Consider the following 21,680-nt stretch of genomic DNA (forward strand, 5'->3'; position numbering starts at 1 on the left):
GGCGCAGCCCAGAGCGTCTGTGGTCACCCTGGGTGGGCATCCTAGGAACCTGGGTCAGTTGATGCGGACGCGGCGGCCCGATCGGGTGATGGTGGCCGCGACCATCCAGCCCAGCGCGAGAGCGCCGGCGACCCCGGCGGTCTGCAGGGCGACGACGGCGGGGTCGACCTCCCAGATCAGGCTGGCCAGCGCGTAGTCCACGGCCACACCTACCGAGCCGAAGACGAGGCCGGCTAGCGCGCCGAGCAGGTCGCCGGCCCCGGCTGGGATGCCGCCGCCACCGATCGCGGCCAGGAAGAAGATCGGCACCGAGATGAGGGCGGTCCATCCCAGCGCGCCCCACCCGAGGGCGCCACCGTTCTGGTTGCCCAGGCTCCGGCCCCAGGTGGCGCAGTAGCCGACCAGCACGAAAAGGGCACCGGGCAGCATGCCGAGGAGGGCGAAGGACGCAAGCGAGGACAACCCCGGCCGGTCACGCCGGGAGCCGACCGCCGCCGCCCGGACACCCGGGCGCCGGGCGGCACTCGGCCACCGGGCGGCGCTCAGCGGCCGGGCGGCACTCGGCAGCCGGGCCGCACTCGGCAGCCGGGCCGCACTCGGCAGCCGGGCCGCACTCGGCAGCCGGGCGGCACTCGGCAGCTGGGCGGCCGACGACGCCTCGGGGCCGCGGCGCTGGGCCGGCGGGGAGAACATGCCGTCCGGATCCCCGCCACCGTGATCCACAACGGACTCGCCGGCGTCGGGGGCCTGGTGATGCCGGGGGACGTAGGCCGGCTCCGCCGCGAGGTCGGCGCCGGCCGGCCGGCGACGGGCCTCCGCCAGCTCGCGCTGCAGAACGCGCAGCCGTCCGCGCAGATCGGCGAGCTCGCCGCGCGCCTCGGCCAGCTGACGGCGGACCGACTCGGCCTGCTCCTCCGCCGAGCGCTGATCCGCGTACGCCGTGGTCGCGAACTCCTTGGCGGCCGCAAGCTCGCGCTGTGCGGAGGCCAGTTCCAGCCGGAGCGCGGCGATCTCGTTCTGCAAGGCGGCCGATCGGTCGGCCCGCGCTCCCTCGCTGACCAGGAACTCGCGAACCTTTCCGAGCCGCGACTGCATCAGCGCGATCTCGGTCTCGAGGTAGTCGACCCGTAGCTCCCGAGTCTCGCCCCGGACCCCGCGCGCGAAGGCGCCATCGGCGGCGTCGGCGTCCGTCAGCTCCAGCAGATCGTCCACGCGCCGTCTCATCTCGAGCACGTGCGAGGCGAGCGGCTCGGCGTCGTCGTCGGCGGTCACCTCGAGATAGATGGAGAGCGTGACGATCGCGACGAAGCAACCCCAGGCGATGATCTGGGGGTAGCCCGGCTGGATCTTGACGAATCCCACGACCAGGTTGCCCATGAGGGCGGCGCCGACGCCCACGGCGGCAACGGTGACAGCCGACACCCGCTGCTGCCCCACCCGGACCTCCGGCCGATCGCGAAGCGTATTGACGTCGCTACTTTATCCGACCGCGCTGACGCAGCAAGGCCGCCGCATCGCGCAGGAACCGGTCGATAGTCGACCGCCACGACGGTCGCCGACGTGGCCGCCGCGAGCCTTCGCACCAGCGCGTCGTGCGTGTCGAGGTCGCCCAGCACGAACCCGCCGACGGTCGTGTCCGTGGTGGGCATGTCCGGCCACCATCACTGTCATCCGGCGCTGATCATCTATCTTGCGTTGCAGCGGCATTTCGCGGCCGGCCTGACCTGGGAGCCGGCAAGGGATGACCGCGACCCCGAACAATCCCGACGCGAGGCAGGCCTGATGGCGCAGTTCGATCTTTCCTTGTCCGAGCTTCCCGCATTCCAGCCGGTCGTCGCGGAGCCGGACGACTTCGACGCCTTCTGGCGGCGCACCCTCGAAGAGCAGGGCGACCTCGACGCCGTTTTCGAGCCGCACGACGCCCTCCTGCCCGGCGTCGAGATCTTCGACGTGCGCTTCACCGGCTTCGGCGGCGGGCGCGTCGCCGCGTGGTTCCTCGTCCCCCGCCACGTCACCGGCCCGTTGCCCACGATCATTCAGTTCATCGGGTACGGCGGGGGCCGCGGCCGCCCGCACGAATGGCTGCTCTGGCCGGCCGCCGGATACGCCGTGCTCGTCATGGACTCGCGCGGCCAGGGCGACGGCGACACCGCCGACCTGCCCGGCGTCGGCCCCCAGCATGTCGGCCTGATGACCCGCGGCGTCCTCGACCCCGAGCAGTACTACTACCGCCGCCTGTTCACCGACGCCGTCCGGGCCGTCGACGCCGCCAAGACCCGCCCCGAGGTCGACCCGGCCCGGATCGTGGTGGCCGGGGCGAGCCAGGGTGGCGGCCTCGCGCAGGCCGTGGCGGGATTGCGCGACGACCTGGCGGGCGCGATCGTAGACGTGCCGTTCCTGACGTACTTCCGCCGGGCGACCGAGATCAGCGACTCTTACCCGTACCGGGAAATCGCCGATCTCTGCGCGACCAACCGCGACAAAATCGACCAGGTCTTCACCACCCTGGCCTATTTCGACGGCGTGCATTTCGCCGCGCGCGGCCACGTGCCCGCGCTCTACACGGTCGGCCTGATGGACGCGGTCTGCCCGCCGTCGACGGTCTTTGCCGCCTACAACCGGCGCCCGGGGCCCAAGGAGATGCTCGTCTGGCCCTACAACGGTCACGAGGGCGGCGCCACCTTCCAGCCGCCCGAAAGCCTCCGCTGGCTGCGGAATCTGCTTTCCTGAGCCGCCGGAGATCGGTGCCGGGCCTCAGTTGGCGAAGAGGCCGGCCTCCCGATCGTCCTCGGCGGTGGCCTCGTCGATCTCCCGCTTGAGCAGTTCCACGTCGATGACCGTGCCGCCCGGGGTCATGGCGTCGACCAGATCGGGCAGCACCTCGGACAGCTGCCACGCCACCGCGTCCGTACTGCCACCGGCGAAAACGGCGATGCTGTCGAGTGTGTCGTCGCCGACCGTCAGGCGCACCTGCTCGACGGTCATCGGCTGGTTGCGCTCCTCGTCGTCGAGCCAGCTGCGGTACTGCTCGGACGTCGTCGTGACGGCCAGGTCGAGCACGACGGCCCTGATCCCCTCCGAGCCGCCCAGGCCGAAGATCAGCTCCCGGGCCTCCGGGTTGTCGAGCAGCGTGGCCAGCTTGCGGATGTCAGTCATCGCGCGTCTCCCTTCCGTTGCCAGATAGACCGGACACGCCCGCGATCCGTGACACCAGTCATCAGATATTCCGCACGATCCGGCCGTGGGCGCGCACTACCTAGGCGAGCGCTCGTCCTCACCAACCCGATACGCAGGAGGTCTTCGATGTCCGGTTTGCCGCGGTCCGAGGCGTTACCGATGCGTTGGCTGGTCATCCTGATGGCCGGTCTGCTCGTCGCCACGCTGGTCGGAGCACTCACCTTCGCGCAGACCGCGAGCTGGCCGGGCGCGCTGCTGGCTGCCCTGACCGCCGCGGGAGTGACGGTCACGGCTCTCCACCAGGTCGTCGGCCGATGACAGAATGCGGGCGTAGGCCCGATCGCGGGAACTCAGCGCCGAGCATGAGGAGCCGTCATGGACGACGAGCCCACTGACGGAGGCATCGAGGCTCCGTCAGCCGCGGCGCGGCAGGCGGACGAAAAGGCGGCCCGCGACCTGGAGTTCACGCTCTTCTACACCAAGGAGATGCACTCCCTGGTCACGTTCCTGATCGTCCACGGCGCCCGCACCGCCGTCGCGATGGACGCGGCCCAGGACGCGATGACCGAGGCCTACCGGCATTGGGAGGAGCTCGACCACCCCCGCGCGTGGATCAGGACGGTCGCGAAGCGTGCATGGTGGCGCCGGACCGGGCAGGACAGTGCCGAGGATCCGGGCGGCGCGGTCGCCGAAAGAGTGTTCGCGTCACGGACCACCGAGGCCGACGAAATCGACAACCGGCATACGTTCCTCGAGATCCTCAAGTCCCTTCCACCGGATCAGCGCGAGGTGATGGCCTGGACCTACGACGGCTATCAGCCCACCGAGATCGCCGCGATCCTCCGGATACCCGCGACCCGGGTCCGGTCGCGGCTGCGCGACGCCCGAGCGGCGTTGCGGGCGAGGTACGACTCGGGCGGGGAGAAGCCATGACGGACCCTTCCGAGGCTTACGCCGCGCTTCTCGCCGACGTCGCTCGGTCCGTTCCGCTGGCCGAGGGGTTGGCCGCCATCGTCGGAACGCCTCCCGCTCAGCCGCCGGCCGAGCCCGGTGCGACCGGCTACACCCGGTTGCTGGCCGATGTGGCCGGCACCGTCGATCTCCCGGCCGGCGCCGGTGACATCCTTGGCGCCGAGGGCGGTTACGCCGGTCTGCTCGGCGACGTGAGCACCGGCGTCAACCTCGCCGCCGGCCTGGCCGACATCCTCGACCCGCCGGCGCCCGGCGCTCCCCGGCCCCAACCTCCGATCAACCCGATCGCCATCAACCTGGAGACGACCGGCTCCGGCGTGGCGATGCCCCCGCTGGGCGCCATCGAGCCGAGCGTGCGGTCCGACCTGGACCGCATCGCCGCGGCGTCCGGCACCCATCGGCTTCTGCTCCGCCTCAATGGGCGGCACCGCACGCTGCAGGCCGCGCTCGACACCATCGGCGATATCCGCAGGTACCTGACCCACGCCACGCCCGCCGCGACCATCGCCGGCCCCTACGAAGAGGTGCCGGCGGCTCTGGCCGGCCATCGGGAGTCCCTCGCCCAGGTCGTCGCCATGCTCGCGAGCACTCTCCCGGTTGTCGAAGCTGGTTCCGACGACGACCCCCCGGCCGAGGAGGATCCGGGCCCGCCATTGTCTCTGCAGGGGCCCGATGGATCCCGGTACATCATCCGGGACGCGCCGCCGGAGCTGACGGTCCGCGACCTGATCGCCGAGCTCTACCCGGATGTGTCGGGCGAGGCTCTGGACAGAATGGTCGCCGACCGGATCGGGCCGGACGGCGAGCGGCACCGGGTCGGACTCGATCAGACGCTGGACGAGGCCGGCGTGCAGAACGTCGAGCAGCTGCGGTTCGGCTTCGAGGCTCGGGCGGGGGGCAGCCTGAGCGATCTGCGAATCCCCATTTCGGTCAACTGCCGGGTCTTGGTGAGCGTGCGGTCGGTCGCCGAACTGGAGGAAGCCGAGCGCCAGCTGCGCGACCTGGGCCTCGAACCCACGTTCCGCACGGCCTCGACTCGGACGACCACGTTCGAAGTCAACAGCCCGGACGTCGCCCATGTCACGTTTGTGCTCGAGGGATCCGAGCTGGAGTGGACCGTTGCGGGTCCGGACCAGCCTGACTACGTCGTCTCGGAGCTTTCGCTGCAGGGCCCGGACGGGCGCCGATTCATCGCCCGGGACACGCCTGCGCTGCGGACCCTCCGCGAAGTCGCCGAAGGCATGATCAGCGAGCACTACTCCGGCACCGCGTCCGGCGGCGCCATCGGAAACCCGGTCGTGGACCGGATCGGGCTGGACGGCGAGCCTCGCCGGGCCGACCTGGATCAGACCTTGGACGAGGCTGACGTGCAGGACGGCGAACAGATCCGGCTCGGATTCGAGTGGGATTTCGCCATCTCGACGCGACTCAATGTCGACGACGTCGCATCCGAAAGTGTCACGACGGACGAGCCGACCCCCCTGGAGAGCGACCCGGCCGAGGTCGACGAGGGCCTCGACGCGGGTGCGCTGGCCCGGGCCGACGCTCTGCTTCACCAGGTCGCCGACGGTCTGATGCTGCTCGACGAGCCGGAGTTGTTCTACCGGCTCGGCCCGGACGACCGGGAGCGGTGCCGCGAGAGCGCGGCCGACCTCGACGCCACGCTGTTGCGGATCGCGGAGGCGCTCGGCAGCTTTCACGGTGACGACCTGCGGGACGCCGAGGTCCGAGAGGCGGATCTCGAAGACGTCGACGGCGCCCGCTGGTGCGATCGGACCGCCGGGGAGCCGACCCGATGGCCGACGGCGGTCGAGAGCCAGATCGTCGAGCATTCCGAGGCCGTGCCCTGGGCGCCGGGTGAGTGGGTGGTGCGGTTCGGCGCACCCGTGCGCGCCGGGCGGTGAACGGCCTCAATCGATCGGCCAGGGTAGGACGGTCAGCTCGGGCCACTGCTCGCGCCACCGCGCCGCCTTCGTCTCGTAGACCGATCTCGGCGCCAGCACCGGGTTCGGGCGCAGCACGAGGTTGAAGACGTCGGTGAGGCCGTGCGGGGCGTACACGCGCCACTCGCCGGAAGGTTCCAGGCGGACGCCGAGGCAGCACGTCGTGGCGGCGAACGAGTCGATCGCTGCCTCGGTCGAGTCGTAGGGCGGGCACGCGACGCCGAACTTCTGCTCGTACCAGAGGTGGACGCGGGCCTCGTTGCGGATCTCGACGTCGGCGGCGAGGCCGGCGAACGCCTGCTCCGCGGCCTTGATCACGCGGTCCTCGGCCTCCCACGACAGGTCGCTGTCGTCGAAGTAGAAGACGTCGTAGTCCTTGATGCCGGCGGTGGGCGGCCGGTCGGTGACCACGTTCCACACGGTCTGGAAGAGGCAGCCGGCGGTGAGGTACCAGCCGGGCAGGCGCAGCGACGCGGTGCGTTCCAGAACGGAGAGCAGCGTCTCGTTGCGGGACAGCGAGGACCGAAGGTCGTCCAGTTCGAGGCGGCCGATCACATCAGCCCTCGACGCCGGTGGCGGTGTGGGCGCTGCCGACCGGCTTCGACTGGGAGGAGCCGCGCTGCCGCAGGTAGATGGCGAGGATGGCCATCGACGCGACCGCGAGCAGCTCGGACTGCCAGTTCTGCAGGGTGCGGTTCCAGAAGTCGGGGTTCGTCACGTAGCCGCCCCAGGACACGGGGTCCTCGAGGTCGGCGAGCTGACGCTCGTTGTACGCGACCATGCCGGTGATCGACTGGCCCAGCCAGGAGAGCAAGAAGATCAAGCCCATCACCAGGCCGAGGGAATTGGACAACAAGAATAGCCGTACGCCGCGGACGCGCGCCCACGCCGGCGAGGTCGCGTCGGCGAAGGCGCCGATCTTCTGCTCGCGCTCGGATTCGCGGCCGGCCTTGTCGAGCTCCTTGGACTCGGGCGAGCCCTTCTGCAGCAGCCACACGGTCAGCGAGATGTAGAGGAAGAACTGGAGGTACTCGGACTGCCAGTTCTCCAGCACGTCGACGCCGAAGCTCGCCGACGAGGTGTACCGCCAGAAGGAGATCGGCTCGAGGCCGCTGGTGAGTTGCTGCTGGTTGAAGTCGGCGTGCCCGGCGAACGCCTGCGCGACCAGCACGACCAGGAACATCAGCCCGAACCCGAGGCCGAGCGAGTTCTCCTTGAGAAACCGTCTCACCGGTGCAGCACCCCCAGGGCGGTGAAGTACACCAGGCCGGCGGCGAGCACCAGCAGCAACATCGTGAACTGGAATCGCACGGCTCAGTCCCCCTCGACGGCGCAGTCGTAAGGCTTGTTCCCCCGCACGGTGCAGCCGGCCGCCACGACCCGCCAGCCGCCGGGGAACACGGCCAGGAAGACCGTGTCGCCGGTGAGCCGGACCTGCGCCCACTGCCCGTACACGTCGGCGCCGAGGACGGAGCCCGGCTCCGGTAGGTCCGAGGAGAGGATCGCCGAGGGGCAGTCCGAGTCGGAGACCGACGAGGCCGTGTCGGGCGCCAGCAGCGCGCATGCCCCGGCCCCGTCTCCGGCGGCCACGTCGCCGAGCAGCCGCAGCGCCGTCGCGGAGGCGGCGTCCTCCCGGTCGCCGACCGAGCCGCACCCGGCCAGACCGAGGACAACCAGCGAAAAGACGAAGATCGCCCGTCTCATGCCGCCCGGTGTTCCCGATCCGGAGAGCCTTCAATCCTGGGCGCCGGCGTGTCCCGCCCGGTGCCGGCCCGGAAACCCACCAACCGGTGCGTTCCGTCGCAGAACGGTTTGATCGCCGACTTGCCGCAGCGGCACAACGCGACAGTGCCGCGGCCCGGATCGATCGCCGCGCCCTCGGGGGTGCGCAGCTCGAAGTCGCCGCGTACGACGAGCGGCCCGTCCTCGTACGGAATGATCATTGCCGTCATGAGGGGCGGGATTGCCCGCGGCGGGCCGGGTCGAAACGGCCCGTTTGGCCCGCTGACCCGGGGGAATCCCTCGCGACCATGAAGCTTCCCGCACCCCGGGGCGAGGTCTCGGCCGCCGTGATCGAGGCGCTCAGCGGCCGCGCCACCGCCCTGCCCGCCCACCCGGCGCCGGACGACGACGAGGATCTCCACCTGGCCCTGTTCGTCTGCTACGAGCTGGCCTACCGCGGCTGGGACGGCGTCGACGAGCGCTGGGAGTGGGATCCGGAGCTGATCCGGTTGCGCACGGCGCTGGAGGACCGTTTCGAGGCCGATCTGCGCACGCTGGCCGGTCCGCCCGAGCTGGTCGAGCCGGCCACGGTGCCGGCGCGGCTCACCGAGATCGTGTCCGCCTCGGACGACGGGCCGTCGCTCTCCGGCTACCTGCGCGGCCGGGCCACCCGCGGGCAGTTCCGCGAGTTCGTCATCCACCGGTCGATCTACCAGCTGCGCGAGGCCGATCCGCACACCTTCGTGATCCCCCGGCTGGGCGGGGCGGCCAAGGCCGCGCTGGTGGAGATTCAGATCGACGAGTACGGCGGGGGCCGCGCCCCGAGGATGCACCAGGAGATGTTCAAGCGGACGATGTCGTGGTTCGGCCTGAATCTCACGTACGGGTCGTATGTCGGCGACGTCGGCGCCGCGACCCTGGCCACCAACAACCTGATGGGCCTGTTCGCCCTGCACCGCCGCTATCGCGGCGCCATGCTGGGCCACCTCGCCGCGTACGAGATGACCTCCTCGCTACCCAACCGGGCGTACGCGAACGGCCTGCGCCGGCTCGGCGGCGACCGGGACGCCACCGCGTTCTACGACGAGCATGTGGAGGCCGACGCCGTGCACGAGCAGATCGCCGCGCACGACATGTGCGGCTCGTTCGCGACGGCCGAGCCGGAGCTGGCCGGCGACGTGCTGTTCGGCGCCCGCTGCGCTCTCGCCCTGGACGCCCGCTGGGCCGCGGGAGTGCTCGCCGCCTGGGAGTCCGGCTCCTCATCGTTGCGGAAGTCGTGATGGACCCGCTGCGGGAGCTGGGCGAAGCGCTCAAACACCAGCACTACCGGTTCACCACCGTCACCCCGGCCACGCACGCGCGGGTCAACCGGCGTCCGGAGAACGCCTGGGCGCGGAACCTGCACGACGTCTTCGGCTGGAGCCGCCGCTTCGGGCCCGGCCTGCTGCCCAGCCGCCTGATGAGCCTGCTGGAGGCCGCCGGCGCGCTCGAGCGGGACGGCGACGGCTGGCGCAGCCGGGTGCGGTTCTCGACCTACGACGACGAGCTGTTCGTGCATTCCGCCTTCCCCACCGCCGGCGCCGACGCGGTCTTCTTCGGCCCGGACACCTACCGCATGGCCGACGCGGCCGCCGCGCACGTCGAGGCCCGGAACACCCCGATCCGCCGCGCCGCCGACATCGGTTGCGGCACCGGCGCCGGGGCGATCGCCGTCGCCAAGCGGGCTCCGGAGGCCGAGGTCATCGCCGTCGACATCAACGACACCGCCCTCGCGTACGCCCGGATCAACACCGCCCTGGCCGGCCAGGACCGGGTCCACCCCACCCGCAGCGACCTGCTGAACGACGTGGACGGCGACTTCGACCTGATCATCTCGAACCCGCCCTTCATGATCGACCCGGCGGCGCGGACGTACCGCGACGGCGGCGGCCCCGACGGCAACGACCTCTCCCTCGCGGTGCTCGACACCGCCGAGAAGCGCCTGGCGCCGGGCGGGTCGCTGGTGCTGTTCAGCGGCACCGGGATCGCCGGCGGCCGGGACCCGCTGCGGGAGGCGGCCGAGCAGCGGCTGGCCGGCGGTGGCCTGCGCTGGACCTACCGCGAGGTCGACCCCGACGTGTACGGCGAGGAGCTGGACGACGAGGCCTACCGGCACGCCGAGCGCATCGCCGTGGTGGTGCTGACCGCCACCCGCGCCCGATGAGCACGCTCGGCGTCGAGGAGGAGTACCTGCTGCTCGACCCGGACACCGGCGAGAACGCCCCGGTGGCCGGCGACGTGCTGGCCGCCCTGCCCGGCGAGCTGCGCGAGCAGAGCCGCCCGGAGTTCCGGCGCAGCATGCTCGAGATGGTCACGCCGGTCTGCACGAGCCTGGCCGAGCTGCGCGGTCACCTGTCCGTCATGCGCCGCGCGGCCGCGACCGCCGCCGCCCGGGCCGGCGCCCGTCTCGTGCCCGTCGGCGCGACCCCGGTCGCCGAGCCCGACCGCACGCCCACGGACGATCCGCGGTTCCACGCGATCGCCCGGCACTACGGCCCGATCGCCCACGACCCGGCCCTGTGCGGCTGCCACGTCCACGTCGGCGTGCCGAGCCGCGCGGAGGCGATCGAGGCCGGCAACCACCTGCGCCCGTGGCTGCCGGTCGTGCAGGCGCTCGCCGTGAACTCGCCGCTGTGCGAGGGCGTGGACACCGGTTTCGCCAGCTGGCGATCGGTGCAGCTGCTGCGCTGGCCGAGCCTGGGCCCGGCGCCGCACCACGACTCCCCCGCCGGATACGACCGCACGGTCGCGGCGCTCGTCGCCTCGGGTGCGATGCTCGACGAGAGCATGGTCCTCTGGTACGCCCGGCCCTCGGCCACCTTCCCGACGGTCGAGGTCCGCGTGGCCGACGTCTGCCCGGCGATCGGCGACACCGTGCTCGTCGCGGCCCTGGTCCGCGCTCTCGTGGAGACGGCACGCGAAGGACACGAAGCGCCGGTTGTCCCCGACGAGCTGCTGCGCGCGGCGCATTGGAACGCCGCGCGCACCGGCATGGACGGCACCCTGCTGGACCCGCGAACCGGGCAGGCCCGCCCGGCCTGGCAGGCCGTCGACGACTTGCTGACCCACATCGGGCCGGCGCTGCGCCGGCTGGGCGACCGCGGGACCGTCGAGACCGAGCTGGCCCGGATCCGCCGCGACGGCACCGGCGCGGCCCGCCAGCGCCGACTCCTCACCGGCGGCATCGACGCCGTCCTCGCGGAGCTAGCGGTTCACAGTTCCCCGCCCAGCGCGCTGAACAGCCGATCCGGGGTCAGTCCCAGCTTGTAGAGCAGGTTGGTGTGCGCGGGGTTGTCGAGGTCGATGCGCTCCGGCAGTTGTGGCGCCACCGCCTCGGCGTGGGTGGGTCCGTAGGCGCGGCGAACGACGTTGAGCGCGTGGGTCTTCGTGATGACGGCCATGGGTCCCTCCGGCGGGTGAATCTCTCTCATAAAAGGACCACGCAGGCGTGCGAGTTGTGACGCCGAGGGGGTACAGAGGGGTGGCCCTAAGCTGGCGAGGCGATCGACGGGCGGGAGTGAGCGCTAAACCATGAGTGCGGATGTGTTCGCCGGGGGCGGGGACGTCGGGCGGGATCTCGCCGGCGTGGCGTGGGAGGACACGCCGCTCGGGTCGCCGGACGGCTGGCCGCAGAGCCTGCGGACGGCCGTCAGCATCCTGCTCTCGTCCCGGTTCGCGATGTGGATGGCGTGGGGACCGGAGCTGACGTTCTTCTGCAACGCGGCGTACCGGCGGGACACGCTCGGCCGCAAGTATCCGTGGGCGCTGGGCCGGCCGGCGAGCCAGGTGTGGGCGGAGATCTGGGGCGACATCGGGCCGCGCATCGAGGGCGTGCTCGCCACCGGCGACGCGACCTGGGACGAGGCGTTGCTGCTCTTGCTCGAGCGGTCCGGCTACAGCGAGGAGACGTACCACACCTTCTCCTACAGCCCGCTGCGCGACGACGACGGCTCGGTGGTGGGCTTCCTCTGCGTGGTCAGCGAGGACACCGAGCGGGTGATCGGCGCGCGCCGGATGGCGACGCTGCGCGACCTCGGCTCCGACCCCAGCGCGGTCCGCACCGAGCAGCAGATGCTCACGTTCGCCGGGGCTCAGCTCGGCAAGAACCTGCGCGACATGCCCTTCACGCTGACCTACCTCTTTCAAGATCAGGATCATCCCGTACGCCTGGCGTCGCGCACCGGAATCGACGAGCGGGACCTGGCCTGGCCGGTCGAGGCCGCGGCCCGGGGCGAGTCCCTGCTGGTCGCGCTGGACGGCGCGGACCTGCCGACCGGGGACTGGGCCGAGCCACCCACGCAGGCCCTGATCGTGCCGCTGCTCCAGCAGGGCGGCAAGCCGTACGGCTTCATGGTCGCCGCCCTGAATCGCTACCGCGCCCTCGACGACGGCTACCGCGGCTTCGTCGAACTGGCCGCCGGGCACGTCGCGGCCGGCATCGGCAGCGCCCGCGCCTACGAGGCCCAGCAGCGGCGGGCCGAGGAGCTGGCCGAGCTCGACCGGGCGAAGACCGCGTTCTTCTCCAACGTCAGCCACGAGTTCCGCACTCCGCTCACGTTGATCATGGGTCCGCTCGAGGAGCTGCGCACCCGATGGGAGCTGCCCGACGAGCGGATCCGGACCGAGCTCGACGTCATCCACCGCAACGGTCTGCGGCTCGGCAAGCTGGTCAACGCGCTGCTCGACTTCTCCCGCCTGGAGGCCGGGCGGATGCGGGCCCGCTACGAGCCGATCGACCTGCCGGCCGCGACCGCCGAGCTGGCCAGCGTGTTCCGCTCGGCGCTCGAGCGGGCCGGGCTGAGCCTCGACGTGGACTGCCCGCCGCTGAGCCGGCCCGTCCACGCCGACCGCGGCATGTGGGAAAAGGTGGTGCTCAACCTGCTGAGCAACGCCCTGAAGTTCACGTTCACCGGGGGCGTGCGGGTCGCCGTACGCGAGGAAATCGATGTTGTCGTGGTGGAGGTGACCGACACCGGGATCGGCATCGCGGCCGACGAGATGCCGCGGCTCTTCGAGCGGTTCCACCGGATCGAGAACGCGCGGTCGCGCTCGAACGAGGGCAGCGGCATCGGGCTCGCGCTGGTCAAGGAGCTGGTCGAGCTGCACGGCGGCGGCATCACCGCGCGGAGCGTGGCCGGCGAGGGCACGCGCTTCGAGATCCGGCTGCCGTTCGGGACGGCCCACCTGAGCGCCGACGCGATCGTCTCGGCCGGCGGGGGCACCTCGATCTCCGCGACCGCCGACCCGTTCGTGCAGGAGGCGATGCGATGGACCGGCGACGATCTGGAGGAGGCGCCGACCTCGCCGGCCGTCGAGAAGCCGGCGAGAGTCCTGGTCGCCGACGACAACGCGGACATGCGCGACTACCTCACCCGGCTGCTGCGCTCGGCCGGGCACGAGGTGCGCACGGTCGCCGACGGCAAGGCGGCCCTGGAAGCGGCCCGCGCGCGCCGGCCCGACCTGATCGTCAGCGACGTGATGATGCCGGAGCTGGACGGGTTGCAGCTGGTGGCGGCGCTGCGCGGCGATCCGCGGACGGCGAGCACCCCGGTGCTGCTGCTGTCCGCGCGCGCCGGGCAGGAAGCGTCCATCGAAGGGCTGGAGGCCGGCGCCGACGACTATCTGGTCAAGCCGTTCTCGTCGGCGGAGCTGCTGGCCCGGGTGCGGGCCAACGTGGAGCTGGCCCGCCTGCGCAACCACCACGCGCGCTGGCGGGCCGCGCTGGTCGACTCGCTGCAGGAGGCCTTCTTCGTCTGCGACGAGGACGGCGCGGTCATCGAGATCAACTCGACCTTCACGTCGATCCTCGGGTACGGGCCGGAGGGCCTGCCGTACGCGCCGACCCATCCGTGGTGGCCCGACCAGGCCGCCGACCCCGACGCCTACGCGCTGGTGGCCGACGCGTTCGCCCTGCTCATGGACCAGCCGCACGGCTCGTACACGATCCCGGTGACGCATCGCGACGGGCACACGCTGTGGGTGGCCGCCTCGTTCAACCGGGTCGAGGACCCGGAGACCGGGCGCAAGGTCACCGTCGGAACCTTCCGCGACGTCACCGCCGAGCACTACGTCGTGCAGCGCGACAACGCCCTGGCCACGCTGAGCATGCGCCTCAACCAGGCGGAGACCCTGCCGGCCGCGCTCGAGGGCGCGTGCGCGGCCCTGGCCGAGCTGTGGCAGGCCCGGCGGGTGTACGCGGCGGTGTTCGGCGCCGCCGAGACCCCGACCGTGACCGCGACCGGCGCCGAGCCGCGGTGGGACACCCTGCCCGAGCCGGTGCGGGCGACCCTGGCCGGGCTGCGGGACTCGCCGCCGCTCGCCCCGGCCGGCGCGGGCGTCTGTCTCGAGCACCCGGACGGCACGCTGGCGATCTGGATCCAGCTCGCCGAGAACCGGCCGTTCACCGAGCAGGACCGGACGCTGCTGGCGCTGCTGGCCGGGTACCTCGGCCAGGGCCTGCGGCGCATTCACCAGATGGACGAGCAGCGCGAGACCGCGCTCGCGCTGCAACGCGCGATCCTCGGGCCCGCGCAGTTGCCGGCCGGCTTCGCCGTCCGCTACGAGCCGGCGACCCGCCCGCTGAAGGTCGGCGGCGACTGGTACGACACGGTGACGCTGGCAGACGGCCGGATCGGCATCGTCGTCGGCGACTGCGTCGGCCACGGCCTGCAGGCGGCCACCGTGATGGGCCAGTTGCGCAGCGCCTGCCGCGCGTTGCTGCTGCAGAACACCGATCCGGCGCAGACGCTGACCGCGCTCGACCGGTTCGCGGCCCAGCTGCCGGGCGCGATGTGCGCGACCGTCTTCTGCGGAGTGCTCGATCCGGCGACCGGCGACCTCGCGTACGCGAGCGCCGGCCACCCGCCGGCCGTGGTCACCAGCCCGGACGGTGAGACGGTCCTGCTCGACCGGGGCCGGTCCCGCCCGCTCGGGGTCCGCTCGGCCGCCGTCCGGCCCGAGGCGCGCTACACCGTGCCGGCCCGCGCCACGCTGCTGCTCTACACCGACGGGCTGGTCGAGCGCCGCCGCCAGCCGCTGACCGCGGGGATCGACAAGGTCGCCGTCGCCGTCCGGCAGGGCCGCGGCGCCACCCTGGAGGACCTGGCCACCGAGGTGATGGAGAGCATGGCCCCCGACGGCGGCTTCGACGACGACGTGGCGCTGCTGCTCTACCGCCATCCCGGCCCGCTCGAGCTGGACTTCGCCGCCGAGGCGACCGGGCTGGCCGCGGTCCGCACGGCGCTGCGCGGCTGGCTGGCCCGCTGCGGCATCGACACCGCCACCGCGCAGAACGTGCTGGTCGCGGCGGGCGAGGCGTGCGCGAACGCGATCGAGCACGGCCACCGGCAGCTGCCGCTCGGCCGGATCCGGCTGCGTGCCGCCGCGACCGCCGACGACGTGCAGCTGACCATCGCCGACAGCGGCCGCTGGAAGACACCCCGGCCGGGTGACAACCCGCACCGGGGCCGCGGCCTCATGCTGATGAGGGCGCTGATGACCGAGGTAACCGTCACCACCGGCGCCGCCGGCACCATCGTCGACCTGCAGGCAAGGATTCCCCGATGAGCACAGCGCTGAGCTTCGGCACCGGCCGTCGCCCGGACGGCACGCCGGTCCTGATGGTGACCGGCGAGATCGACATGAGCAACGCCGGCTCGTTCGCCCTTGCTCTGCAGGAGGCCGCCGGGTCCGGCTCCTTCGTCGTCGACCTCACCCGGGTGGAGTACATCGACAGCGCCGGCCTGGCGGCGATCTTCCCGCACGTCGAGCACCTGCGGCTGATCGCGTCTCCCCTGCTCGGCCCGGTGCTGACCATCGCCGGCATGGACGACCTGACAACCATCGAGGTTTAGTGGTTCCCGCCCTGGGGATTCGGAGTACATGCCAGCAGGATCAAGCCCCAAGCGGGAACGACAGTACGAACACATCAAGGACAGCGTGAAGGACCGCGGCGGCTCGGAGAAGCGGGCCAAGGAGATCGCCGCCCGCACGGTGAACAAGGAGCGCGCCCGCGCCGGCGAGTCCAAGACCGCCAGCCGCTCCTCGATCAAGGACGTGTCGTCCGGCCACCGCGGCGGCAAGCGCTCGCATTCCGGCGCACAGGGCCGCACCAAGGAGCAGCTCTACAACGAGGCCAAGAAGCGCAACATCGCCGGCCGCTCCTCGATGAGCAAGGCCGAGCTGGAGAAGGCCCTCGCCCGTTGAGGGACCGGATCGAGGATCCGTGGGGCGACCGCACGCCCTACGGCGCCGGCGAGTCGTGGCCGGTGCGAGCCGACGAGTACGCGGTCGAGGCTCCCGAGCGCTGGGTGCCGTCGGCGTCGCTGTTGCACTCCAACGGCGACGCCATCGACATCGGCGTGCGTGGCGGGCGGATGGTGGGGGTCCGCGGCCGGGTCACCGACCGCGTCAATCACGGCCGTCTGGACCCCAAGGACGTGTACGGGTGGCAGGCGAACGCGAGCGCGGACCGGCTCACCCGGCCGCTGCTGCACAACCGTGAGGTCGGCTGGGACGAGGCGATGGGCGCCGTCGTGGCCCGCGCCAAGGAGCTGGCCGCCACGCCCGGCGGCTGGGGCCGGTTCGGCTTCTACACGACCGGGCAGCTGTTCGCCGAGGAGTACTACACGCTCGGCGTGATCGGCAAGGCCGGCCTCGGAACCCCGCACATGGACGGCAACACCCGGCTGTGCACAGCCACCTCGGCGGCGGCGCTGAAGGAGAGCTTCGGCACCGACGGCCAGCCCGGCTCCTACACCGACGTGGACCACTGCGACGCGATCGCGCTCTGGGGCCACAACGTGGCCGAGACGCAGGCGGTCCTGTGGATGCGGATGCTGGACCGGCGGCGCGGCGCGAACCCGCCGGCCATGCTCGCCGTCGACCCGCGGCCCACGCCGGTCGCCCGGGAGGCCGACGTCCACCTGCCGGTCCGGCCCGGCACCAACCTCGCGCTGATGAACGGGCTGATCCGGCTCATCCTGCGCAACGGCTGGGCCGACGACGACTACATCGCCGCGCACACCCTCGGACTTGAAGAGCTGGAACGCGTCGTCGACGCGTACCCGATGGACGTTGTCTCGGAAATTTGCGGACTCGAGCCGGCCGACCTCGAGCGGGCGGCCGAGCTGCTGGGGACCTCGGACCGGCTGTTGTCGACCGTGTTGCAGGGCTTCTACCAGTCGCATCAGGCCACCGCGGCGGCCGTCGCGGTCAACAACCTGCACCTGCTGCGCGGCATGCTCGGCCGGCCGGGCGCCGGGGTGCTGCAGATGAACGGCCAGCCCACCGCCCAGAACACCCGGGAGACCGGGGCGGACGGCGACCTGCCCGGCTTCCGCAACTGGAACAACCCCGCGCACATCGACGAGCTCGCCGGCATCTGGAACGTCGACAGCGCGACGATCCCGCACTGGGCGCCGCCGACGCACGCCATGCAGATCTGGCGCTACGCCGAGCAGGGCTCGATCAAGATGCTCTGGATCAGCGGCACCAACCCGGCGGTCTCGCTGCCCGAGCTGGCCCGCATCCGGCGCATCCTGGCCCGGCCCGACCTGTTCGTGGTGGCGCAGGACATCTTCCGCACCGAGACCACCGAGTTCGCCGACGTGGTGCTGCCCGCCGCGACCTGGGGCGAGAAGACCGGCACGTTCACCAACGCCGACCGGACCGTCCACCTCTCCGAGAAGGCCGTCGAACCGCCCGGCGAGGCGCGCTCCGATCTGGACATCTTCCTCGACTTCGCGCGCCGGATGGACTTCCGCGACCGCGACGGCGAGCCGCTGATCACCTGGACGGACCCCGAGTCCGCGTACGAGGCGTGGCAGCGCTGCTCGGCGGGGCGTCCGTGCGACTACACCGCCATCACCTACGAGCGGCTGCGCGCCGAGGGTGGCATCCAGTGGGGCGGCGAGCGGCTGTACGCCGGCGGGGTCTTCAACACGGATTCGGACTACTGCGAGACGTACGGGCAGGAACTGTCCACCGGCGCCGAGAACACCGCGGAGAGCCACCGCGCCAAGCGCCCGGACGGTCGGGCGTTCCTGCTGGCGGCTTCCTTCGAGCCGCCGCCGGAGGAATACCCGCTCCGGCTCGTCACCGGGCGCGGCATCTACCAGTTCCACACCCGTACGAAGACCGGCCGCGTGCGGGAGCTCGACGCCGCCGCACCTGTCGTCTGGGTCGAAGTGAACCCGGCCGACGCCAAGGGGCTGGGGATCGGCGACGGCGAGACCGTGCGGGTCGAGTCTTCACAAGGCGCGATCGAGGCGCCGGTCCGGCTCGCCGACATCCGGCCGGGGACGGTGTTCGTGCCGTTCCACTACGCGGACCAGGCGGCCAACGAGCTCATCAGGACCACCTGGGACCCCGTCTCGAAGCAGCCGATGTTCAAGCTGGCGGCCGTGCGGCTCAGCAGAATCGGGCACTGACATGCATCTCGCGCACTATCTCGGCCTGCTGCACCGGGCGCAGAACACCCTCGCGCACGCCTTCCGCGAGGTGGCCGGCGCGCACGCCGAGGAAGCCGACGTCGTCAGCATCTGCACGCGGCAGGCTTCGCATTGCGACGAGCGGGCCGCGGCGCTGAAGCCGTTCGCCGCCCGCTATGCCGAGGACGCGCCCGACGAGCCGGAGCGGCTGCACTCGACGCTGTTCCAGGGCACCCGGAGCGGCGGGCTGGGGCTGCTGCGGGATCTGCAGGACCTGTATCTGATGGCCGCCGAGTGCGACGTCTGCTGGACGCTGGTGCGGCAGGCCGCACAGGGGTTGCGCGACGAGGACCTGGTCTCGGTGGTCGACTCGTGCGCGGCCGGCACCTCGGTGCAACTGGCCTGGCTGCGGACGCGGATGAAGGCCGCCGCGCCGCAGGCGCTGGTCGTAGCCGAGTAATTTTCTCCTGTTAGATCCGCGTTCGGCCGGGTACGCGAAGGGCTTCCGCAGACTTTTAGGGAGCTCTCGCATGGATCCGATCAAGGACGCCGTGAAGTCGGCGGCGGCGAAGATCGCGGACGCGGCGACGCCGTCGACGGTCCCCGGCAAGCCCGGCAGCGGCACGCCGGCCGTGGACGAGCCGACCACCCCGCGCGAACCCCTGCCGCCCTCGCCGGAGCAGGGGACACCCGACACCCGCACGCCGACCGGCGCCCCGACCGGCGCGCCGCCGGAGGCGAACGCCCAGCAGGGCGCGTACCTCACCACCTCCGCGGGCACCCGCCTGCGCGACACCGACCACTCGCTGAAGGCCGGCCCGCGCGGGCCGATCCTGCTGCAGGACCACCACTTCCGCGAGAAGATCACCCACTTCGACCACGAGCGCATCCCCGAGCGCGTGGTGCACGCCCGCGGCGCCGGGGCGCACGGGGTGTTCACCTCCTACGGCACCGCGTCCGCGCTGACCCGGGCCGGGTTCCTGGCCAAGGACGTCGAGACCCCCGTCTTCGTACGGTTCTCCACCGTCCTCGGTTCGCGTGGCTCCGCCGACACCGTGCGCGACACCCGCGGGTTCGCGACGAAGTTCTACACCGAGGAAGGCAACTTCGACCTGGTCGGCAACAACATGCCGGTCTTCTTCATCCAGGACGCGATCAAGTTCCCGGACATCATCCACGCGGCCAAGTGGCACCCCGACCGGGAGATCCCGCAGGCGCAGAGCGCGCACGACACGTTCTGGGACTTCGTCTCGCTGCACACCGAGGCCCAGCACCACACCATCTGGAACATGTCCGATCGGGGCATCCCGCGCTCGTACCGGATGATGGAGGGCTTCGGCGTCCACACGTTCCGCCTGGTCAACGCGGCCGGCGAGACCGTGCTGGTGAAGTTCCACTGGAAGCCCAAGCTCGGCGTGCACTCGCTGACCTGGGAAGAGGCGCAGCTCGCGAGCGGCGTCGACCCCGACTTCCACCGCCGCGACCTCTACGACGCGATCGAGGCCGGCGCGTTCCCCGAGTGGGAGCTGGGCGTGCAGGTCTTCCCGGACACCGAGGAGGAGACGTTCGCCGGGATCGACCTGCTCGATCCCACCAAGATCGTGCCGGAGGAGCTGGCCGAGGTGCAGCCGATCGGCCGCATGGTGCTCAACCGGACGCCGACCAACTTCTTCGCCGAGTCCGAGCAGGTCGCCTTCCACCTCGGGCAGCTGCCGCCCGGCATCGACGTCACCAACGACCCGCTGCTGCAGGGACGGCTCTTCTCGTACGTGGACACGCAGCTCACGCGTCTGGCCGGCCCCAACTTCAACCAGATCCCGATCAACCGCCCGCACACCCAGGTCAACGACATGTTGCGCGACGGCTTCCACCAGCAGGCCGTGCACGGCGGGGTGGCGCCGTACCGGCCGAACTCGCTCGACGAGGGCAACCCCTCGGTCGACAAGAAGGACGGCTTCGTCGACGTGCCGGCGCGGGTCGCCGAGGCGCCCAAGATCCGGCAGAACCCCGTCTCCTTCGACGACCACTTCAGCCAGGCGCGCCTGTTCTGGCTGAGCATGTCCCCGGTCGAGCAGGAGCACATCATCCGGGCGTACTCGTTCGAGCTGGGCAAGTGCTACGAGCAGGCGATCAAGGAACGGCAGCTGCGCTGCCTGGCCCGGATCGACCCGTTGCTCTGCTCGGAGGTCGCGACGGCGCTCGGCCTGCCCGTCCCGTCGCCGGACGCCCCGATCGCCGAGGTGACCGCGAGCCCCGCCCTGTCGCAGGTCGGTCACGAGTGGCCCGCCGACGGGCGGCAGATCGGCATCGTCGCCGGCCCCGACGCGGACCTCGCCGTCGTCGGCTCGGTGCGGGAGGCGGTGTTCGCGGCCGGCATGACGCCGCTGGTCATCGCGCCGCACGGCGGCAAGCTGGGCACGCTGGACGTGCAGCGCACCTTCGCGACGGCACGCTCGGTCGAGTTCGACGCGCTCCTGCTGGCCACCGCCCCGCCGCCGGCGCCGGACGCGATCCCCGCCCGCGACGAGAAAGCCGGCGCGAACGGCAACGGCACGGTCGACCCGCGGGTGATGTTGCTGGTCGAGGAGGCGTGGCGGCACGCCAAGGCGATCGGGGCGTGGGATGCCGGGACGTCCGTGCTCACCCACGCCGGCGTCGCCGGCACCCCGGGCGTGGTAACGGCCGGCAGTGCCACCGAGGCGCTGACGGCCGTTCAGGAGCTGCTTCCCGCCCACCGGGTGTGGCAGCGCTTCCTCTGATGATTTCCCCCGGAGCGGTGGCGCGAGCCACCGCTCCGGTCCCCCCTGTGGGTGGCTCGCTAGCGGGTGGCTCGGTGAGTGATCATGTCCTTGAGCCGGTCCACGAGGCCGACGCCCGGGCCGGCCACCTTGTGGAACAGCTCGGAGTTGGGCGCGCTCGGGTGCGGGCGGGTCGGCGCGAGCTTCTTGGCGGTCTCGACCTTGCCGGCCATCGCCACCAGCTCGTCGCGCGGGATCCGCTGCCGCAGCTCCGGGAACTGCTCGGACTCCTCGTCCTGGATGTGGTCCGCGAGCATGGTCTCGAGGCGGCGCAGGGTCTCGTCGAACTCCGGTCCGTTCACGTCGAGGCCCTCGAGGTCCTTCATCGCCTGCTCGAGCTCCTTGTGCTCCTCGGTGTCGTGCTCGACGGCCTTGTCGCCGTCCGGCAGGTGCTTGCGCATCGCGGGGTAGACGTACATCTCCTCCGCCACGGCGTGCCGGACGAGCTCGCTGATCGCGGTGTCGGCGAGGTCGCGGCGCATCATCGGGTCGCGGATCGTCCAGATCTCGCCGATCAGGGCGACGACGTCGCGATGGTCGGCGGTGAGGACGTCGACCACGTCCGGGGCGGTGGTGTCGCTCATATCTCCTCCTTGGGG

The 21,680-nt window shown here is 71.7% G+C and carries 21 protein-coding genes and 1 pseudogene; 13 read left to right on the forward strand and 9 right to left on the reverse strand.

Annotated features, from left to right (window positions below):
• Positions 1 to 54: 54 nt before the first annotated feature.
• Positions 55 to 1,422, reverse strand: coding sequence for a hypothetical protein (locus tag ACQPZX_RS31095; protein ID WP_433386068.1), 1,368 nt, complete (start codon positions 1,420 to 1,422; stop codon positions 55 to 57).
• A 146-nt stretch (positions 1,423 to 1,568) separates the two neighbouring features.
• A pseudogene (locus ACQPZX_RS31100) lies at positions 1,569 to 1,649 on the reverse strand (hypothetical protein); the annotation flags it as partial.
• A gap of 133 nt (positions 1,650 to 1,782) precedes the next feature.
• Between ACQPZX_RS31100 and ACQPZX_RS31105 the strand changes: the two are divergent.
• Positions 1,783 to 2,730: an acetylxylan esterase gene (locus ACQPZX_RS31105; protein ID WP_433385506.1), complete on the forward strand. Its 948-nt coding sequence runs from the start codon at positions 1,783 to 1,785 to the stop codon at positions 2,728 to 2,730.
• A gap of 24 nt (positions 2,731 to 2,754) precedes the next feature.
• Here ACQPZX_RS31105 and ACQPZX_RS31110 read toward each other — a convergent pair whose 3' ends face one another.
• Complete coding sequence (locus tag ACQPZX_RS31110; RefSeq protein ID WP_433362875.1) at positions 2,755 to 3,156, reverse strand: YidB family protein; 402 nt, start codon at positions 3,154 to 3,156, stop codon at positions 2,755 to 2,757.
• 180 nt (positions 3,157 to 3,336) lie between these two features.
• On the opposite strand from ACQPZX_RS31110, the gene ACQPZX_RS31115 reads away from it, so the two are divergent.
• The 3 genes from ACQPZX_RS31115 to ACQPZX_RS31125 are packed head-to-tail and all read left to right on the forward strand — an operon-like array spanning position 3,337 to position 6,053.
• Complete coding sequence (locus ACQPZX_RS31115; RefSeq protein WP_433362878.1) at positions 3,337 to 3,495, forward strand: hypothetical protein; 159 nt, start codon at positions 3,337 to 3,339, stop codon at positions 3,493 to 3,495.
• 57 nt (positions 3,496 to 3,552) lie between these two features.
• Positions 3,553 to 4,110 (forward strand): sigma-70 family RNA polymerase sigma factor, encoded by a 558-nt coding sequence (locus ACQPZX_RS31120; protein WP_433362880.1) that lies wholly within the window; start codon positions 3,553 to 3,555, stop codon positions 4,108 to 4,110.
• Positions 4,107 to 6,053, forward strand: coding sequence for a hypothetical protein (locus ACQPZX_RS31125; RefSeq protein ID WP_433362883.1), 1,947 nt, complete (start codon positions 4,107 to 4,109; stop codon positions 6,051 to 6,053). The genes ACQPZX_RS31120 and ACQPZX_RS31125 overlap by 4 nt, the downstream gene beginning before the upstream one ends.
• A 6-nt stretch (positions 6,054 to 6,059) precedes the next feature.
• Here ACQPZX_RS31125 and ACQPZX_RS31130 read toward each other — a convergent pair whose 3' ends face one another.
• From ACQPZX_RS31130 to ACQPZX_RS31145, 4 genes are all read right to left on the reverse strand, one after another.
• A complete protein-coding gene (locus ACQPZX_RS31130; protein WP_433362885.1) occupies positions 6,060 to 6,647 on the reverse strand; it encodes a nucleotidyltransferase family protein in 588 nt (195 codons plus the stop codon).
• A gap of 1 nt (position 6,648) precedes the next feature.
• Positions 6,649 to 7,323, reverse strand: coding sequence for a DUF6766 family protein (locus tag ACQPZX_RS31135; RefSeq protein WP_433362888.1), 675 nt, complete (start codon positions 7,321 to 7,323; stop codon positions 6,649 to 6,651).
• A gap of 83 nt (positions 7,324 to 7,406) precedes the next feature.
• The gene (locus ACQPZX_RS31140; RefSeq protein WP_433362891.1) at positions 7,407 to 7,796 is read right to left on the reverse strand and encodes a hypothetical protein; all 390 of its coding nucleotides are present in this window, start codon (positions 7,794 to 7,796) and stop codon (positions 7,407 to 7,409) included.
• Positions 7,793 to 8,044 (reverse strand): CDGSH iron-sulfur domain-containing protein, encoded by a 252-nt coding sequence (locus ACQPZX_RS31145; protein WP_433362893.1) that lies wholly within the window; start codon positions 8,042 to 8,044, stop codon positions 7,793 to 7,795. Before ACQPZX_RS31145 ends, ACQPZX_RS31140 begins: the two co-directional genes overlap by 4 nt.
• A 78-nt stretch (positions 8,045 to 8,122) precedes the next feature.
• Here ACQPZX_RS31145 and ACQPZX_RS31150 point away from each other — a divergent pair, with 78 nt between their 5' ends.
• Genes ACQPZX_RS31150 through ACQPZX_RS31160 form a run of 3 tightly spaced genes read left to right on the forward strand, consistent with a single transcriptional unit; the run spans position 8,123 to position 11,123 of the window.
• Positions 8,123 to 9,094, forward strand: coding sequence for an iron-containing redox enzyme family protein (locus tag ACQPZX_RS31150; RefSeq protein ID WP_433362896.1), 972 nt, complete (start codon positions 8,123 to 8,125; stop codon positions 9,092 to 9,094).
• Positions 9,094 to 10,017, forward strand: a complete 924-nt coding sequence (locus tag ACQPZX_RS31155; protein WP_433362899.1) for a methyltransferase — start codon at positions 9,094 to 9,096, stop codon at positions 10,015 to 10,017. Before ACQPZX_RS31150 ends, ACQPZX_RS31155 begins: the two co-directional genes overlap by 1 nt.
• Entirely contained in the window at positions 10,014 to 11,123 is a 1,110-nt protein-coding gene (locus ACQPZX_RS31160) for a carboxylate-amine ligase (RefSeq protein WP_433362902.1), read from the forward strand. The genes ACQPZX_RS31155 and ACQPZX_RS31160 overlap by 4 nt, the downstream gene beginning before the upstream one ends.
• Here the strand turns inward: ACQPZX_RS31160 and ACQPZX_RS31165 are convergent.
• Positions 11,066 to 11,254 carry a hypothetical protein gene (locus tag ACQPZX_RS31165; RefSeq protein WP_433362905.1) on the reverse strand — a complete coding sequence of 63 codons (189 nt, stop codon included), beginning with the start codon at positions 11,252 to 11,254 and terminating at the stop codon, positions 11,066 to 11,068. The two genes, ACQPZX_RS31160 and ACQPZX_RS31165, sit on opposite strands and share 58 nt — an antisense overlap.
• Before the next feature lie 130 nt (positions 11,255 to 11,384).
• On the opposite strand from ACQPZX_RS31165, the gene ACQPZX_RS31170 reads away from it, so the two are divergent.
• From ACQPZX_RS31170 to ACQPZX_RS31195, 6 genes are all read left to right on the forward strand, one after another.
• Positions 11,385 to 15,419: a SpoIIE family protein phosphatase gene (locus tag ACQPZX_RS31170; protein ID WP_433362908.1), complete on the forward strand. Its 4,035-nt coding sequence runs from the start codon at positions 11,385 to 11,387 to the stop codon at positions 15,417 to 15,419.
• Positions 15,416 to 15,706 carry an STAS domain-containing protein gene (locus tag ACQPZX_RS31175; protein WP_433362911.1) on the forward strand — a complete coding sequence of 97 codons (291 nt, stop codon included), beginning with the start codon at positions 15,416 to 15,418 and terminating at the stop codon, positions 15,704 to 15,706. Before ACQPZX_RS31170 ends, ACQPZX_RS31175 begins: the two co-directional genes overlap by 4 nt.
• Before the next feature lie 28 nt (positions 15,707 to 15,734).
• Entirely contained in the window at positions 15,735 to 16,058 is a 324-nt protein-coding gene (locus ACQPZX_RS31180) for a plasmid stabilization protein (RefSeq protein WP_433362914.1), read from the forward strand.
• The gene (locus ACQPZX_RS31185) at positions 16,055 to 18,283 is read left to right on the forward strand and encodes a molybdopterin oxidoreductase family protein (RefSeq protein WP_433362917.1); all 2,229 of its coding nucleotides are present in this window, start codon (positions 16,055 to 16,057) and stop codon (positions 18,281 to 18,283) included. The genes ACQPZX_RS31180 and ACQPZX_RS31185 overlap by 4 nt, the downstream gene beginning before the upstream one ends.
• A 1-nt stretch (position 18,284) precedes the next feature.
• On the forward strand, positions 18,285 to 18,743 hold the full coding sequence (locus ACQPZX_RS31190) for a hypothetical protein (protein ID WP_433362920.1): 459 nt from the start codon (positions 18,285 to 18,287) through the stop codon (positions 18,741 to 18,743).
• Between the two features lie 70 nt (positions 18,744 to 18,813).
• Entirely contained in the window at positions 18,814 to 21,042 is a 2,229-nt protein-coding gene (locus ACQPZX_RS31195; RefSeq protein WP_433362923.1) for a catalase, read from the forward strand.
• A 59-nt stretch (positions 21,043 to 21,101) separates the two neighbouring features.
• Here ACQPZX_RS31195 and ACQPZX_RS31200 read toward each other — a convergent pair whose 3' ends face one another.
• Positions 21,102 to 21,665 carry a hemerythrin domain-containing protein gene (locus tag ACQPZX_RS31200; RefSeq protein ID WP_433362926.1) on the reverse strand — a complete coding sequence of 188 codons (564 nt, stop codon included), beginning with the start codon at positions 21,663 to 21,665 and terminating at the stop codon, positions 21,102 to 21,104.
• Positions 21,666 to 21,680: the final 15 nt, after the last annotated feature.

Source organism: Actinoplanes sp. CA-142083 (assembly GCF_050942195.1).
Lineage (GTDB): Bacteria > Actinomycetota > Actinomycetes > Mycobacteriales > Micromonosporaceae > Actinoplanes.

Bases quoted from the DNA above. Each gene is read 5' to 3' on its own strand.
- ACQPZX_RS31105 (WP_433385506.1), top strand. From the start codon at position 1,783: ATGGCGCAGTTCGATCTTTCCTTGTCCGAGCTTCCCGCATTCCAGCCG.
- ACQPZX_RS31110 (WP_433362875.1), bottom strand. From the start codon at position 3,156: ATGACTGACATCCGCAAGCTGGCCACGCTGCTCGACAACCCGGAGGCC.
- ACQPZX_RS31115 (WP_433362878.1), top strand. From the start codon at position 3,337: ATGCGTTGGCTGGTCATCCTGATGGCCGGTCTGCTCGTCGCCACGCTG.
- ACQPZX_RS31120 (WP_433362880.1), top strand. From the start codon at position 3,553: ATGGACGACGAGCCCACTGACGGAGGCATCGAGGCTCCGTCAGCCGCG.
- ACQPZX_RS31125 (WP_433362883.1), top strand. From the start codon at position 4,107: ATGACGGACCCTTCCGAGGCTTACGCCGCGCTTCTCGCCGACGTCGCT.
- ACQPZX_RS31140 (WP_433362891.1), bottom strand. From the start codon at position 7,796: ATGAGACGGGCGATCTTCGTCTTTTCGCTGGTTGTCCTCGGTCTGGCC.
- ACQPZX_RS31145 (WP_433362893.1), bottom strand. From the start codon at position 8,044: ATGACGGCAATGATCATTCCGTACGAGGACGGGCCGCTCGTCGTACGC.
- ACQPZX_RS31150 (WP_433362896.1), top strand. From the start codon at position 8,123: ATGAAGCTTCCCGCACCCCGGGGCGAGGTCTCGGCCGCCGTGATCGAG.
- ACQPZX_RS31155 (WP_433362899.1), top strand. From the start codon at position 9,094: ATGGACCCGCTGCGGGAGCTGGGCGAAGCGCTCAAACACCAGCACTAC.
- ACQPZX_RS31160 (WP_433362902.1), top strand. From the start codon at position 10,014: ATGAGCACGCTCGGCGTCGAGGAGGAGTACCTGCTGCTCGACCCGGAC.
- ACQPZX_RS31165 (WP_433362905.1), bottom strand. From the start codon at position 11,254: ATGGCCGTCATCACGAAGACCCACGCGCTCAACGTCGTTCGCCGCGCC.
- ACQPZX_RS31170 (WP_433362908.1), top strand. From the start codon at position 11,385: ATGAGTGCGGATGTGTTCGCCGGGGGCGGGGACGTCGGGCGGGATCTC.
- ACQPZX_RS31175 (WP_433362911.1), top strand. From the start codon at position 15,416: ATGAGCACAGCGCTGAGCTTCGGCACCGGCCGTCGCCCGGACGGCACG.
- ACQPZX_RS31180 (WP_433362914.1), top strand. From the start codon at position 15,735: ATGCCAGCAGGATCAAGCCCCAAGCGGGAACGACAGTACGAACACATC.
- ACQPZX_RS31190 (WP_433362920.1), top strand. From the start codon at position 18,285: ATGCATCTCGCGCACTATCTCGGCCTGCTGCACCGGGCGCAGAACACC.
- ACQPZX_RS31195 (WP_433362923.1), top strand. From the start codon at position 18,814: ATGGATCCGATCAAGGACGCCGTGAAGTCGGCGGCGGCGAAGATCGCG.
- ACQPZX_RS31200 (WP_433362926.1), bottom strand. From the start codon at position 21,665: ATGAGCGACACCACCGCCCCGGACGTGGTCGACGTCCTCACCGCCGAC.